This is a genomic window from Pseudoalteromonas sp. SR41-4 (assembly GCF_014163985.1).
Taxonomy (GTDB): domain Bacteria; phylum Pseudomonadota; class Gammaproteobacteria; order Enterobacterales; family Alteromonadaceae; genus Pseudoalteromonas; species Pseudoalteromonas rhizosphaerae.
In genome coordinates this window covers 39189-54970 of sequence record NZ_JACJEI010000013.1, presented here as the reverse complement: position 1 = coordinate 54970, position 15782 = coordinate 39189, and the positions used below count along the sequence as shown (strand labels likewise).

Genomic DNA, 15782 nt, shown 5'->3' with positions numbered 1-15782 from the left:
ACTATAGAGCGCGACGTCTTTGATAAAATTGATTTGCAGAAAATTCATCAAGCATTTTTTGTTCATTTTTTTGTGCGATTACATTCGCTTTAAGCTGCTGTTTTTCTATTAATTTAGCAACCGCTTTAGCCTTAATCTGCTGTTTCAGCCATAAACTTTGTCGTTGTGAAACAACTTGTTTAGCAGTACTGACGGTATTCGCTTGTTGACGAATAGCTTCTTCTATTTTGGCAATAAAAGCATGGTATTGACTAAACCCTGCACTACTTAAACCAGACTTTCCTTTTAAATGTAATTGCTGAGTATACTCCAAACGAAAGTTATTCAAGCCTTGCAATTTTTGTTGATTGCCTTGCAAGTTTTGCTGCGCTTGTAAATAATTTATCCGTAAAGTTTCTTCTTTATCATTTTCTATTTTCAGCAATAGATTGAGCTTATTTGTTGCCATTATGCTTGTCCTAATAATTGCGCAAGCCCTTGTAGGCCATCGTCATAGCTAATCACATCTTTCATGCCTTGTTGTAGAAATGCATTCACTCTTGGCATCATATTAATGGCCTGATCAAGCATTTGGTCGGTGCCTTTTTGATAAGCACCTAAAGTAATCATATCTTTATTTTGCTGGAACATTGAATACACTTGTTTTAACACTCGCGCTTGTTGCATGTGTGCTTCTGAGACAACTTGTGGCATCACCCGTGAAATCGATTTTTCTATATCAATAGCAGGATAATGACCACTGTCAGCGAGCTCTCTGGATAACACGATATGACCGTCTAAAATGGCTCGCGCCGCATCAGCAATCGGATCTTGCATATCATCCCCTTCACTCAGTACAGTAAAAAACGCTGTGATAGAGCCTTGCCCTTCGCCGCCATTACCAGCACGTTCCACCAGCGCGGGTAGCTTTGCAAATACTGAGGGCGGATAACCTTTAGTCGCCGGTGGTTCACCAACCGCAAGCGCTATTTCGCGCTGAGCCATGGCATAACGCGTTACAGAATCCAGTAGCAATAAAACATTTAAGCCTTGATCGCGAAAGTACTCCGCGATAGTTACCGCACTTTCACAACCTTTTAATCGCATTAATGGCGATGCATCGGCGGGAGCAGCAACTACGACAGAACGCTTACGCCCTTCCACACCGAGTATTTCTTCGATAAATTCTTTTACTTCGCGGCCACGCTCCCCCACTAAACCAACAACTATTACATCAGCTTCTGAGCCTCGGGTCATCATACCCAGTAATACCGACTTACCCACGCCTGAGCCTGCAAATAGCCCCATGCGCTGGCCTTGGCCAACAGTTATCACTGAATTAATAGCGCGTACACCAACATCCATCGGCTGCGTAATTGGTCGTCGAGATAATGGGTTAATTGAATTTTGTGCAAATTTTAAGTAATGCTCTGCTTTAATAGCTCCAAGCCCATCCAACGGACGCCCTAAGCCATCAACAACACGACCAAGTAAACACATACCAACAGGCAGTCCGGTATCATTTACTTGTGGGATCACTCGCGCTCCAGGTAGTACACCAGAAATATGGTCATTTGGCATCAAGTAAAGCGTCTGATCATTAAAACCAACAATTTCAGCATCAACAAAACCATGCATGGTTTCAATTTTACATTGGCTGCCAACTGGCGCGCGTAATCCTTTTGCCTCTAATGTTAACCCTACAACACGGGTTAAAATTCCCGCAACAGCAGGCGTTGGGCTATGAATATGTTTTTGATACTGTTGTAAACGTTCACTTAATGGGCGTGGTTGAGAACTCATTGCAAACCAAAAATAGCGTTAGATACCACTACTATGCAAAAAACTATCCAACGTTTCTTTGACGCGGGTTTTTATAGTCATATCAATAGATGACTGAGGTGTTTTTACTTGGCAACCGCCGCGATCTAAAGTCGGCTCTGCAACTAACTGCCAATGGTTTTCAGCTAGTGCAGCTTCACCATAACTATTTTTAACCAGTTCAATGTCTTCAGGATGTAAATGAATACGCACACTTTGCTGCTCATTGGCTAACGCATCGATACACTGCTTTAAACTTTGCAAAATGATTTCAGGGGAGGTTTTAATTTCTTGATAAACTAACGCTTCGGTTAGCATTACGGTTAACTGTACAAGTTGCTTTTCGGCGTCATCATCGACTTTAGCTAATGGCGCTGACAAACTATCCAACAATACTTTTAGACCCGTTAGCTGTTCTTCAATCAGTGGTTTTACTTCTTCTTGACCTTGTGTTTTACCAAGCTCAATGCCTTCTTTATAACCGGCTTCTTTTCCCTCACCTACGCCTTTTTCAAAACCATCAATATAACCCTGCTCGTGGCCTTGTTTTAAGCCTTCTTCGTAGGCATCTTGACGAATTCGTTCCAGCTCAGCCATCGTTAACGAGGGCAGCTCAGGCTCTTCGGGCTCTAGTGCTTGTTCACTTTCTTCAAGCTCTTTACGATATAAATCGGCCAGCGGTGTACCAAACGCCGTTGAACGACCATCGAATTTTCGAGTGTCTTGCGTAACATCTGGAATTGGCCAGTTTTCTAATAATTCATCAACTGCTTCACTGGCACGTAAAGGACGACCTTGATATTGAGTAGGTTTGCTCATGGTTTACAAGAACTCCTCACCACCACCACCACCAAGCATAATTTCACCTGAATCAGCGAGACGACGTGCCGTAGATAAGATCTCTTTTTGCGCGGCTTCAACTTCGCTGATCCGCACAGGTGCCATTGCTTCTAAATCATCAGCAAGCATCTCTGCAGCCCGTTTTGACATATTGCCGAGGATTTTCTCTTTCAATGCATCATCAGTACCTTTGATGGCTTTCATCAGTACATCTTGTTGGACTTCTCGCAAGATAGCTTGAATACCACGATCATCAACATCCATTAAGTTTTCAAATACGAACATTAAATCTTGGATTTGTTGCGACATCTCTTCGTCATGCTCACGGATAGAATCCATCAACTGACCTTCAATATTAGTATCGAGATAGTTCATTATATCTGCCGCCGCTTTCAAGCCGCCCATTTTTGCAGCTTGCGCACCAGCTTGTCCGGCAAATTGTTTTTCCATTATCTCGTTCAACTCTTGTAAAGCCGCAGGTTGAACTTCTTCAAGGTTGGCGATTCGCATGGTTAAATCTAAGCGCACTTTTTCAGGAAACTGCGCTAAAATTTCGGCCGATTGCTCAGGCTCCAAATACGATAAAACGATAGTTTGTATTTGCGGATGCTCATTGCGAATAATATTGGCAACCTGCTTTGAGTCCATCCATTTCAATGAATCAAGACCCTTGGCACCAGATCCCATAACAATTTGATCTATCAGGCTTGCCGCTTTATCTTCACCAAGTGCCGCAGTAAGCGCTTTTTTGATAAAATCTTCTGATTGGAAGCCAATCGTACTAAAGCTTTGTATTTGTTCTATAAATAAATTGTGCACGGCACTGATTTTGGCTTGCGATAGATCATCTATCGCCGCCATTGCCATACCCACTTTTTGCACCTGTTTAGGTTCAAGGTGCTTTAATATTTGCGCTGCATCTTCTTCGGATAAGCTTAGCAATAAAATTGCGGCTTTATCTACACCGTCTAATTTATCAACATCAAACGCTGCTGGCAGTTGTTTTTGTTCTTGATCAGTCATCTTCAGTTAACCACGCTTTCACAACTTGTGAGGAGAGTTCTGGCTCATTTGCTACTAAGGCACGAACAGCTTTTAATAAGTCTTCATCGCCATGTAGGTCTGGTAACTGTAGTGTACCATCACTTGAGAAGCCAACCGAAGCAGAATCAAAATCTTTATTTAGCATATCTAGGGTGTTATCACCAATATCTACACCAGAACTAAGCGCATCATCATCATACTCTTCAAGGGTATCATCTGGGTAAATCAAGCGTTTCAGCATAGGTTTAACCACCGCCATGATTAACACTATAATAACCAATGCGCCAAGCACTAAACGCACAACTTTCATAAACCAGTTTTGTTCCCACAGTGGCACTTCAATAGCTAAGTCCATCGGTTCACGTACAAACGGTACTGTCACTACTTCTAATGCATCACCACGCTGTAAGTCAAAACCCACACCACCTTGCAGTAAACGACGAATATTTGACAGTGCTTCAACTGAGCGAGGCTCCATAGTCGTTTCACCATTTTCACCCACTTTTGCCACATAATCGACTGCCACAGACACACTAATTCGACGAATAACACCACTTTGCTGACGTGTGTGGGAGATAGTAGTATCAAGTTCATAGTTACGTGTCGCTTCTTTGTGAGTGCGACTGGGTGATGAACCAGAGCCTGCACCACCTTGACCGGCAATTTCAGGAATATTTGAATCTGTTGGAGGCTGATTTGTCAGCGCGCCAGGAATACCGATAGCTAACCCGCCGATGTTGTTTTCTTCAAAGGTGGTTTCACTGCGTACCGCCGGTAAATCAGGGTTGTAGCGTTTTTGAGTTTCTTCAATCGCACTAAAGTCCATACTTAAATCGACTTGTGCAGTGTAGTTACCCATACCAATAACTGGCATTAAGATACCATCTATTTTATCTAGATATTCTTGTTCACGTTTACGTTCAATATCGTATTCTTTGCGTGAGCGAGCAGCTAACGCACTTTGCGATCCTGAATTAAGTAATCGGCCATTTTGGTCTGTTACAGTTACTCGTGACGGCTCTAAACCTTGCACTGCTGAACCAATAATATCAACAATGGCGTCCACTTCTTCACTACCGAGCATACGACCACGTTTTAAAGTTAATACCACTGTTGCGGATGGTTTTTTCTCACGACGAGCAAAAACATTTTCTTTCGGTATTGCCAATAATACTTTAGCACGCGTGACATTTTGTAGTTCCTCAATCGTACGCGCTAGTTGTTGTTCACGACCATGCTTTAAACGTTCACGCTCTAAACGCTGACTAACACCAAAACCCATATCTTGCATGATAATATCAGTACCCGAGTTCGGCGCTTGCTCAATACCTTCGCGGGTCATTAACAATTTAATATTTTGATATTCATTTTCAGGAACAGAAACCACATTGCCATCAAGTTGATAGTCAATTTTTTGTGCATCTAAAAAGTCGAGCGTTTGAATTAGCTCTTCCGTTGGCATTTTTCCAAGTGGACGCATATCTGGTTGACGTGCCCAAATAATCACAAAAATAGCAATCGCTAAACAAATCGCTAATGCAATAATTAGAGTAACCTGACGCAATACATCAACGCCGTTTAATGCACTTAAATAGCCTGACTTTTGTTCTTGTTGATCGTCATTATCAGTTTGGTCGATACCGCCGCCGGCCAAAGCAAGATCTGTTGATTGATTAGATTGCGCCACAATAATTCTCCACTACCTAGTTAAACAGGCATGTTCATGATTTCTTTATAGGCTTCTACAAGTTTGTTACGAACTTGCACCGTAGCTTCAAAGGCAACTGACGATTTTTGTGATGCGATCATTGCATCCGCTAATGACACATTTCGATCGCCCATTTCAACCGCTACGACTTTTTGTTTCGCATCAGCTTGAAGGCCATTCACTGTATTGAGTGCATCACTTAACAAATCGCCAAATTGGGCGCTCGAAGTAGGCTGCGCCTGCGTCGGTAATTTGTTTACTTGATTACTACGACCAGCTTCGAGAGCCATAGATTGCATTTCTTGAAATAATGCGCTGTTTTGAATTTTCATAATTGTCTCTGACGATGCAGTTTACTAATAACTTAATAAAGCACAAAGCATGCCAACTAATAAAACCATAAATATCATCATCTTAAGATTTATTTTAGTTGTCAGAGTTTTGACAAGTTTACGCCCAGCAAGGCTGAGCGTAAATTAAATAGTGAAGGAAAACAAAAATTATAGAGGCTTAAGCAGGTAAGGTGATCCCCAAATCACGCATTTGAGCCAATTTATAACGTAATGTTCGTGGGCTGATCCCTAATGTTTCAGCTACATCTTTACGCTTGCCTTGACAACGATTTAGGGTTTCTAAAATAATTCTATGCTCTTTATCTTTAAGTTCATCTTTGTAACTTCCCGAATCCAAGCTTGGTAATTCTTCACGCAGCTGATTGCGTTGTGCTGTGGCTTTTATTGCTGGCGCTTGCAGATCATAATAAGCATCATTAGTTGGTGAACTTGTAACCGCCGAAGTAGTGCTTTCTGGTGCTGAATTAGCCGGCACTAAACTTGCTGATAAAGCCGCAGTTAGAGGAGTCTGGGTTAAATTTTCAATAAAAATAGCACTTTCGTCAATCATATCACCGTGGCGTAATATCAGCGCACGCTGGATCACATTATCCAGTTCACGCACATTACCTGGCCAAGTATGAGCTAATAATTTTTTCTCTGCCGGTTCGCTAAGTACAGCGATAGGCTCTTTGCTTTTATTGAGATGACGTTCAATTAAATGCTTTGCCAACACGACAATATCGCCTGGACGTTGACAAAGTGGACGCCACATCAACGGAAATACATTTAATCGATAATATAAATCTTCTCTAAACTGGTGCTTAGCCACAGCCTCTTTTAAATCACGGTTACTGGTAGCCAAAATACGCACATCCAGCTTAATAGTTTTGCGACCACCTAAACGTTCAACTTCGCGTTCTTGTAATACACGTAATAACTTAGCTTGTAGGCCTAAATCCATCTCAGTGATTTCATCAAGTAAAATTGTGCCACCTTGTGCTTGCTCAAATTTACCCGGACAAGCTTGAATCGCACCAGTAAACGCGCCTTTCTCGTAGCCAAATAATGTAGCTTCGAGCATATTTTCAGGGATCGCAGCACAGTTTATTGCGACGAATGGCTGCTCTGCACGATCTGATTTATCATGGATAAACCGTGCGAGTACTTCTTTACCTGAGCCACTAGGACCAAGCACCATCACACTAGCATCCGATTTAGCAACCCGACTTGCAAGTTCTAATAGCTGAATACTACTCGGATCAGCGACAATCGGCCCGTCAGTTTCTTTTTCCGGCTCAGGTAGATAGCGGCTTACCATATTAAGTAGCACTTCGGGCGCAAACGGTTTGGCCATATAGTCAATTGCCCCTAACCGCATAGCCTCAACAGCATCATCAATAGTCGCATACGCTGTCATCATTAAAACCGGTAGATCAGGGTAATTAAGATTTATGCTGCGCAGTAAATCAAGACCACTCATCGCGCCCATTTGCACATCGCTCACGACCAGCGAAAAGCTGTCTTTTTTAAGTAGCACCATAGCTTGCTCGGCACTGTCAGCCGCAACGCAATCTATTCCAGACATTTCAAGCGTATCAATCAAGGCTTCACGAAGCCCTGCATCATCTTCAACCACTAAAATCGTGTTGTTCATATTGCCTCCGCCGATGTTGACTTTGTACAAATAGGTAACAGTAAACTAAAGCAGGCTCCGCCTTGAGCATTGTTCGTTACTTCAACTCGTCCTTGGTGTGCATTTGCGACTGAACTAACCACCGCTAAGCCTAAACCTGTGCCTTGGCTTCGGGTAGTAAAAAATGGTTCAAATAATTTATCAAGTAAGCTTAAATCGACCCCAGGGCCATTATCACTTACAGTAATACACACTAGCTCGGGGTCACTCGCATCCCGCTGCGCACTTAATTGAACGAGTGCATTACTGCCAATGACTTGAATACTATTGTGAATAAGGTTTTGAATGGCACTGGCAAGCGCAGTTTTATTGCCCATTATCTCGATATCAGGCTCAGGTAAACTGACCTGAAGTTCACTATTATTAAGTGCGACCATAGCATCAGCGCCAGTTTTCACTTCAGTTAATAATTGCTGCATGGAAACATGTTCAACAACTTGCTGATCGCCACTTTTTGCGAACAACAACATATCGTTTACTTGGGTTTCGAGATCTTTTAAACGCGACATTAACTTAGTATGAAAATTGCCTCGAGAGCTTTCGGGTAACCGCTTTGAACCTAAATTAGCGGCATACAAAATCGCAGCAGACAGTGGTGTTCGCACTTGATGTGCCAAAGATGCCACCATTTTACCCAATGCACTTAAACGCTGCATATGTGCAACGCGTGTTTGTAGACGACGCGTTTCGGTTAAGTCAGTCATTAAGATTAATTGCCCTGGCTCTGGCGCTAATGCCGTTATTTCTAACTTAATTAAGCGTCCATCTTTTAGCGATACTTCATGGCCATCATCTTGTTGGGGCCGAAACGAGCGCTGGATCACACTGAACCACTTTTCACCTTCGAGTGGTTCCCCTAACATGTCTGTTGCGATTTGATTAGCTTTAGCGATCAAACCGCGACCATCAAGCACCACAACACCCGCAGGCATTGTATCTACTAAATGACTTAACCAACTGGCTTGCTGGCGTAATTCACTTAACTCACCAATGTACTCTTCTTGCAGTAAGCATGGGTTATACTGGGTCGCTGTGATAAATTGTGGTTTTAAGACATTAGCTAAGGCCATAATGCATTCTCGTTTACAGGATCTAACTAGCTAAATGCACAAATTGTACCAACAATTATATTGATTAATTTCATTTGCTTAGCGTATAAATAACGCGACAAAAAAATGACAAACTAAAATAAGCAAAGCAAGGAGACACTATGAATTCAACAAATTTATGTCGCTGCCCTTGGCTCGATACCAGTAAAGATGACTATGTTGCCTATCACGATGATGAATGGGGGATCCCAGTATATGATGACCAAACACTTTTTGAATTTATTACTCTGGAATCAGCACAAGCAGGATTAAGTTGGTATACGATTTTAAAGAAACGTGATGGCTATCGTCGTGCATTTTTGGATTTTGATGTAGAAAAAGTCGCACAAATGAACGAGCACGATGTTGAACGATTAATGCTTGATGAAACAATTATACGTAATCGTTTAAAAATTGTAGCAACTATAAATAACGCCAAACGTTTTATTGAAATTCAGCAAGAATTTGGCAGCTTCAGTAACTATCAATGGCAGTTTGTAGGTGGTAAGCCGTTAGTGAATGAGTTAGATAAACTTAGTGACTACCCTGCAATTACAGAGGCCTCAACTGCATTTGCAAAAGATTTAAAAAAACGGGGATTTAAGTTTTTAGGTCCAACCACAGTGTACGCCCATATGCAGGCCTGTGGTATGGTGAATGATCATAGTAATGATTGTTTTAGAAAAGCAGAGATTATTGAAAAATACTAGGTGGTAAGAGCTAGAAAAGTGACTAGGCGCTAGGATCCTAAAATCTAGCGTCTGGGAATTAATGGCTGAAGCCATTTCCTACAAATGCTTAACCCACATATAAGCAGGCTTCAGCCGCGAAAGATTTATATATATTTTTATCTGCTTATTTGCTCTCATTCACTTCTCTTTGTGCAAAAGATCTTTAAATGATTGATCCACCACAGAGAACTCCGAGTTCCAAGAGGAAGGGATTAGGGTCCTAGCCCTTCAGCTCCGTGTAGCGCCTCGGTGTCCTGGTGGTAAAAAGTTAATTAAGTGACTTATTCACAAAGAGGCTAAGAGTACGCTGCGCTTATGAGGTAAAAATAAAGGTATTAGATTTTAGGGTATTCGAAGCTCGTCGCTCGAAGCCCGTGGCATTTTTTCTTCTCATTTACCCTCATTGTTTTCTCTTTGTGCAAAAAGTTTTTAGTGATTTATTCACTACAGCCCCCCCCCGAATTAAAGATGGTGAGCGCGTCAGCAAGCTTAACGCCTATGGGTAATGACGAAGCCCATTCTAAAGGTGTAATTACCATCGTACTTGGTTAATTTCTGCCTAAAACCTGCTACCTGACACCTAAAACCTGCTCTTAGCTGTTAATCTCGTGATAGGTTATATTTTTTCATTTTTTCAACTAAGGTTGTGCGGCGTACACCCAAGATCTCCGCAGCACGCGCTACGACATAATCATAACGCTCTAAGGCCTGAGTGATCAGGCTAATTTCCAGCTCAGCTAAATAATCTTTTAGCTCAATCCCTTCGTCGGGTAAAAGGTCTGCTGATGGCTGAATTGCTTCAACTTCTGGCTCATCGTCGTAATCACTAAAACCAGTACTGAAAATATCATTGAAAGCATCACGCTCCATAAGCTCTTCGGGATATTGTGGTTCATAAGCATCAACTTCAATATAACGATATTTTGCTGGTAGATCGGGAATATCAACCACTTTATCTGGTAACATGATCACCATACGCTCAACTAAGTTCGCTAACTCGCGAATATTACCCGGCCATGTATGCTCTTTTAAACTATCAATTGCGCGCTCGGTAAATTTAGCGGTAGTACCACTTTGCTCATTAATACGGCGCATTAGCTCTTTTAATAATAATGGAATATCATCAGCACGTTCTGCAAGTGATGGGTTTTCGATAGGAAAAACATTGAGTCGATAATATAAATCTTCGCGGAAACTTCCTTGCTCTATCATTTTTTCAAGATCACGGTGTGTTGCAGCAATCACCCGCACATCCGCTTGAATTGGTTTTGTACCACCAACCCGCTCATAGCTGCGCTCTTGTAACACTCGCAATAACTTTACTTGCATTTGCAGCGGCATATCGCCAATTTCATCTAAAAAAAGCGTCCCACCTTGGGCAAGTTCAAAGCGGCCCTTGCGCGCTGAAATAGCACCGGTGAACGCGCCTTTTTCATGACCAAATAACTCACTTTCTAACAGCTCCGCAGGTATCGCCCCACAGTTAACGGGTACAAATGGCCCTGTATTACGTTTTGATAGTAAATGAACATTACGAGCAACCACTTCTTTACCAGTACCTGATTCGCCTAAAATTAATACATTAGCGTCCGTTTTAGCAACTTGTTCAATTAAAAAGCGTACATCTTTAACCGCTTCAGTTTCACCAACTAAGCCATCAAAGGTTTTGTGCGGTTTTGCGTGTTTATGCTCATTTGGTAACATCCGTTGATACTGTTGGCAATCATGCAGTAATTGAGTCGTTACATCATGGTTAAAAGGTTCACAGATAAGGCCAACTACATTGGCAATGCTCAACAGTGATTTAAGGGTTTCACCAATTAATAGAAATGGTATTGTTGGATGGCGCTTGATCACGCTCTCATGATCTAAACTTTGTAATGCGCCGAGGATCACCATACATGACTGCTTTTGGTATTTTTCACATTCTTGTTCAAGGCTTGCATCATCAAGCAGTTGCACTGCCTCACCAATAAAGGTAAGCGCAGCATGTAAACCAATCGCACGATTATTATTATTATCTAAGATCAAGATCATTATTTAGCGAACCACAGTTACTACAAGCTATTAATAATTTAAATTGTAAGCGAGTTTGACAGGGATGCAAGCACTAAGCGGCAGTTTTTTGACAACCATGCCAAAAAATAGACGCTTAGCTAATTGCAAGTAATACTTAAGAATTACCGCAGTATCTTTAATATTAAAGCAAGCCTAAAATAGATTCAGCCGATTGGTTGGCTTGTCCACGCAGTGCAACTGACGCTTGTGCTAAAATATCATTTGATACTTGCTGTGAAACCGCCTGAGCATAATCGGTATCTTGAATTCGACTTTGGCTCGCGGCAATATTTTCTTGCTGAGTTCCTAAGCCTTTAATGGTACTTGCCAAAGTATTTTGAAAAGCACCAAGTTCAGCTCGCTGGGCGTTAATTTCGTCCGCCGCTTGGTCACTAATATCAATTGCAGCTTGAGCACCTGCTTGAGTAGAAATATCAATTGTTGATATTACTGATGCAAAACTACCGTCCGAAGGAGTAATCGTTTGATTTGCATTCGCATCTGGACCAACTTGAAACGACACCGACTGACCATCAAACATAGGTTTTCCTGCAAAATTAGCATTTTCAAACGTCTCTGTAATTTGACTTTGTAACTGCACTACTTCTTCTTGCAAAGCAGCACGGTCATTATCATTTAATGCCCCATTACCTGCTTGGATAGATAATTCACGAATACGCGAGACAGCATCGTTGACACCCGACAAGTTTGACTCGGTCGCTTGCGAATAAGAAATACCATCATAGGCATTATTCACCGCTTGGCTGTAACCGTCTTGCTGGGAGGTTAATCTATTAATTATTTGTAATGCAGCGGCATCATCTGCCGCAGAGTTGACTTTTTTACCCGTAGCAAGTTGCTCTGCAAGCTTGTTACTGGTTTGCTGTGTTTGGTTTAAAAAACTAGTTGCTGGTGATTGAATTTTCATAACAGGCTCCGACACGCTGATTGGTTAAATTATAGCTTAATTTGCCAAATTTTGCACTTTGTACCATTGTTTAATTAAATTAACTTGGCATCGTGCTTGCTAACCTACTCTGTTAATAGGTAAAGTACTGAGCAGTGTATTAAATTTCACTTTTTGCGTATTTAATTTTTTACTATAACTACGCCAATGATAAATAACTTGGGTAAAACTATGTTCGATAACAAAACAATTTTAATTACCGGTGGTACCGGATCATTCGGTAAAAAATACGTAAAAACGTTACTTGAGCGATACAAGCCAAAAAAAATAATTATTTTCTCTCGTGATGAGTTAAAACAATTTGAAATGCAGCAAGACTTTGATCAACCATGTATGCGTTACTTCATCGGTGATGTACGCGACAAAGACCGCTTACGCCGTGCAATGCGTGGAGTAAATTACGTTATTCATGCTGCAGCTCTTAAACAGGTCCCTGCCGCAGAATATAACCCGATGGAATGCATCAAAACTAACATCAATGGTGCTGAAAATGTCATTGATGCTGCCTTAGATAATAATGTTGAAAAAGTCATTGCGCTTTCTACTGATAAAGCAGCCAACCCAATTAATTTATATGGTGCGACAAAATTAGCATCCGATAAATTGTTTGTTGCCGCTAATAATATTGCCGGTGGTAATCGCACCACATTTTCAGTTGTTCGCTACGGTAATGTAGTCTGCTCGCGCGGTTCAGTAGTGCCTATTTTCCAAAAGTTTATTGACCAAGGCCGCGACCATATCCCTATCACCCATGAAGAAATGACCCGCTTTTGGATAAGCCTACAACAAGGTGTTGATTTTGTTTTAACTAACTTTGAGAGGATGTTAGGGGGAGAAATTTTTGTTCCCAAGATCCCATCAATTCGTATTACAGATTTAGCAACAGCTATGGCACCAAACCTGCCACAAAAAAATATTGGTATTCGCCCGGGTGAAAAATTACATGAGGTGATGTGCCCTTCTGATTTGTGTTTTGATACCTACGAATTTGATGATCATTTTGTGATTGCACCTGGTATTAAATTTAGTAGTCGCAGCAATAGTTTTGATACAAACGCATTAAATGAGCGCGGTAAAAAAGTTGAAGTCGGGTTTGAGTATAGTTCTTTAAGTAACCCCCACTTTTTGACAATAGAAGAAATAGCAGCTTTTAATATTCAGGCACTTTTATGATCCCATATGGAAAGCAATCTATTGACCAAGCAGATATTGATGCGGTACTCAATGTTTTACAATCTGACTGGCTCACGCAAGGTCCTAAAGTACCTGCATTTGAAGCTGGCATTGCTAGTTACTGTAAAGTAAAGCATGGCATTGCAGTAAATAGTGCAACATCGGCGTTACATATCGCATGCCTAGCATTAGGCGTTGGAGAAAACGATATAGTCTGGACATCTCCTATTTCTTTTGTAGCATCAAGTAATTGCGCACTTTATTGTGGTGCTAAGATTGACTTTGTTGATATTGACTTAGATACTGGCAACATGTCGATTAAGGAACTTGAGCAGAAGCTGATCCTAGCAGAAAAAAATAACTGCTTACCTAAAGTTGTCATACCGGTACACTTGGCGGGTCAATCATGCGATATGCAAGCCATTCATCAGCTCGCTACTAAATATGATTTTAAAATTATCGAAGATGCCTCTCACGCCATTGGTGCTAAATATTTAGATAAACCTGTTGGTAATTGTGAGTTTTCAGATATTTGCGTATTCAGCTTTCATCCTGTGAAAATCATCACGTCAGCTGAAGGCGGTATGGCGGTTACAAATGATGATAATTTAGCAAAGCGTTTAAAACGATTAAGAAGCCATGGGATCACATCAGATGAAAGTGAAATGACCGATGCAAGTCATGGACCTTGGTACTATCAGCAAATCGAGCTTGGCTTTAATTATCGTATGACTGATTTACACGCAGCGTTAGGGCTTAGCCAACTAAGTAAAGTTGACGAATTTGTTAAGCAGCGACATCACCTTGCTAAAATATATGATACACATCTTGATTTAAATTTGGTTCGTCCATTACAGCAAATTGATACCTGTTATTCCGCTTATCACTTGTACATAATTCAACTAAATAATAGCAATACAACTCGTCATAAAAACGCTGTAACTCAGCTTCGAGCAGCTGGGATCATTGGCCACGTTCATTATATTCCAATACATTTACAGCCATACTATCAAACTCTAGGCTTTAAGGTTGGTGACTTCCCTAATGCTGAAAAATATTATCAAGGTGCTATCACCCTTCCTCTTCATCCATCGTTGAAAGAGCAAGAAGTGCATTTTGTACTGAACACTCTACAGCAAATCTTAAATTAAAGTTTTCAACCTTTTTGACGATATAAACATATTATTTAATGAACCTTGAGGCAACTATGTTACAAACTCACCCGACTTTCAAACTTGCTTTTATTGGCGGGGGTAACACGTCAGCTGTTGGTTATGTGCACTTTTGCGCAGCTCACATGGATCATAAATTTCAAGTTGTTGCCGGTGCCTTTTGTCGTAATCAAGAAAATAATCAAGCTACAGGTATTCATTGGGGGATCCCAGCAGAACGTGTTTACGCAGATTGGAAAGAAATGGTCGAAGCTGAAAAGGGTCACATTGATGCTTTTGTAGTGCTCACTCCAACACCACATCATTTAGAAGTTTTACAGTATTTATTCGAAAAAAAATTACCCGTAATCTGTGAAAAAGCGATGGTTTGTGGACCACGAGAAATTGCAACTCTTCGCCCTTATTATGATCCAAAGAAACAATTTTTAGCTGTTACTTTTAACTACAGTGGCTATGCAATGGTACGTGAGTTAAAGCATTTAATAAATTCAGGAAAGCTGGGAACAATTCAAAAAATTCACTTAGAAATGCCGCAAGAAGGCTTTCGCCGCCCCCCCGATATCGCGGGAAAAACATCACAACCGCAGGCGTGGCGTCTGCGAGATGCTGAAGTACCAACCATTTGCTTAGATTTAGGTGTTCACCTTCATCACCTAAGTAGCTTTTTATTGGGTGAGGAACCAACTCACACATTAGCTGAATTTAGTAACCACTCTCAATATGCTAATTTAGTCGATGACGTACAAATGCTAGTAAAGTATGCCAGTGGCGTCAAAGGCAGCATGTGGATGTCAAAAACGGCTATTGGTCATCGTAACGGTTTACAGATCAGAGTGTATGGAGATACCGGAAGTGCTAAATGGTTACAGCTCAACCCCGATGAGTTAGAACTAAATTTTAATGATGGTAGGCGAGAGATATTAGACCGAGCGGGTCAGTGCGACTACGCCCACCAATTTAGATATAACCGCATGAAACCAGGCCACCCCACTGGTTTTGTAGAAGCATTTGCAAACTTATACAGCGACATCGCTGAAGATTTACAATGTTTTAAACTAGGGCAAGAAAATAACCAACCATACGTATTTGGTTTAGAACACGCCGCAGATGGCTTAAAGTTATTTGCTGCTGCTAAACGTTCGACACAAACACTTGGCTGGGAAAGCGTGTAAT

At 41.2% G+C, this 15782-nt stretch carries 14 protein-coding genes; 4 read left to right on the top strand and 10 right to left on the bottom strand.

Features of this window, described 5'->3' with window-relative positions; genetic code table 11:
* Window position 1: 1 nt before the first annotated feature.
* From fliJ to H5180_RS11985, 8 genes are all read right to left on the bottom strand, one after another.
* A complete protein-coding gene (fliJ, locus tag H5180_RS12020) occupies window positions 2–448 on the bottom strand; it encodes a flagellar export protein FliJ (protein WP_145239397.1) in 447 nt (148 codons plus the stop codon).
* Entirely contained in the window at window positions 448–1782 is a 1335-nt protein-coding gene (gene fliI / locus H5180_RS12015; protein WP_145239400.1) for a flagellar protein export ATPase FliI, read from the bottom strand. The genes fliJ and fliI overlap by 1 nt, the downstream gene beginning before the upstream one ends.
* 18 nt (window positions 1783–1800) lie before the next feature.
* Window positions 1801–2619, bottom strand: a complete 819-nt coding sequence (fliH, locus tag H5180_RS12010; RefSeq protein WP_182758310.1) for a flagellar assembly protein FliH — start codon at window positions 2617–2619, stop codon at window positions 1801–1803.
* A 3-nt stretch (window positions 2620–2622) separates the two neighbouring features.
* Window positions 2623–3663 carry a flagellar motor switch protein FliG gene (gene fliG, locus H5180_RS12005; protein ID WP_145239407.1) on the bottom strand — a complete coding sequence of 347 codons (1041 nt, stop codon included), beginning with the start codon at window positions 3661–3663 and terminating at the stop codon, window positions 2623–2625.
* The gene (gene fliF, locus H5180_RS12000) at window positions 3656–5371 is read right to left on the bottom strand and encodes a flagellar basal-body MS-ring/collar protein FliF (protein WP_145239410.1); all 1716 of its coding nucleotides are present in this window, start codon (window positions 5369–5371) and stop codon (window positions 3656–3658) included. Before fliF ends, fliG begins: the two co-directional genes overlap by 8 nt.
* Window positions 5372–5391: 20 nt before the next feature.
* Window positions 5392–5724, bottom strand: a complete 333-nt coding sequence (gene fliE / locus H5180_RS11995) for a flagellar hook-basal body complex protein FliE (RefSeq protein ID WP_145239413.1) — start codon at window positions 5722–5724, stop codon at window positions 5392–5394.
* A gap of 178 nt (window positions 5725–5902) precedes the next feature.
* Complete coding sequence (locus H5180_RS11990) at window positions 5903–7381, bottom strand: sigma-54 dependent transcriptional regulator (protein WP_182731009.1); 1479 nt, start codon at window positions 7379–7381, stop codon at window positions 5903–5905.
* Window positions 7378–8490, bottom strand: coding sequence for a PAS domain-containing sensor histidine kinase (locus H5180_RS11985; RefSeq protein ID WP_145239418.1), 1113 nt, complete (start codon window positions 8488–8490; stop codon window positions 7378–7380). The genes H5180_RS11990 and H5180_RS11985 overlap by 4 nt, the downstream gene beginning before the upstream one ends.
* 140 nt (window positions 8491–8630) lie before the next feature.
* Between H5180_RS11985 and H5180_RS11980 the strand changes: the two genes are divergently transcribed.
* Entirely contained in the window at window positions 8631–9218 is a 588-nt protein-coding gene (locus tag H5180_RS11980) for a DNA-3-methyladenine glycosylase I (RefSeq protein ID WP_145239421.1), read from the top strand.
* Between the two features lie 621 nt (window positions 9219–9839).
* Here the strand turns inward: H5180_RS11980 and H5180_RS11975 are convergent.
* Both H5180_RS11975 and H5180_RS11970 read right to left on the bottom strand, forming a co-directional pair.
* Window positions 9840–11276 carry a sigma-54 dependent transcriptional regulator gene (locus H5180_RS11975; RefSeq protein WP_182731007.1) on the bottom strand — a complete coding sequence of 479 codons (1437 nt, stop codon included), beginning with the start codon at window positions 11274–11276 and terminating at the stop codon, window positions 9840–9842.
* 163 nt (window positions 11277–11439) lie between these two features.
* Window positions 11440–12225: a flagellin gene (locus H5180_RS11970; protein ID WP_182758309.1), complete on the bottom strand. Its 786-nt coding sequence runs from the start codon at window positions 12223–12225 to the stop codon at window positions 11440–11442.
* A 210-nt stretch (window positions 12226–12435) separates the two neighbouring features.
* Between H5180_RS11970 and pseB the strand changes: the two genes are divergently transcribed.
* The 3 genes from pseB to H5180_RS11955 are packed head-to-tail and all read left to right on the top strand — an operon-like array spanning window position 12436 to window position 15781.
* Window positions 12436–13437 carry a UDP-N-acetylglucosamine 4,6-dehydratase (inverting) gene (pseB, locus tag H5180_RS11965; RefSeq protein WP_145239431.1) on the top strand — a complete coding sequence of 334 codons (1002 nt, stop codon included), beginning with the start codon at window positions 12436–12438 and terminating at the stop codon, window positions 13435–13437.
* Window positions 13434–14588 (top strand): UDP-4-amino-4,6-dideoxy-N-acetyl-beta-L-altrosamine transaminase, encoded by a 1155-nt coding sequence (gene pseC, locus H5180_RS11960; protein WP_145239433.1) that lies wholly within the window; start codon window positions 13434–13436, stop codon window positions 14586–14588. Before pseB ends, pseC begins: the two co-directional genes overlap by 4 nt.
* A 38-nt stretch (window positions 14589–14626) precedes the next feature.
* Window positions 14627–15781 (top strand): Gfo/Idh/MocA family oxidoreductase, encoded by a 1155-nt coding sequence (locus H5180_RS11955; protein ID WP_310736500.1) that lies wholly within the window; start codon window positions 14627–14629, stop codon window positions 15779–15781.
* Window position 15782: the final 1 nt, after the last annotated feature.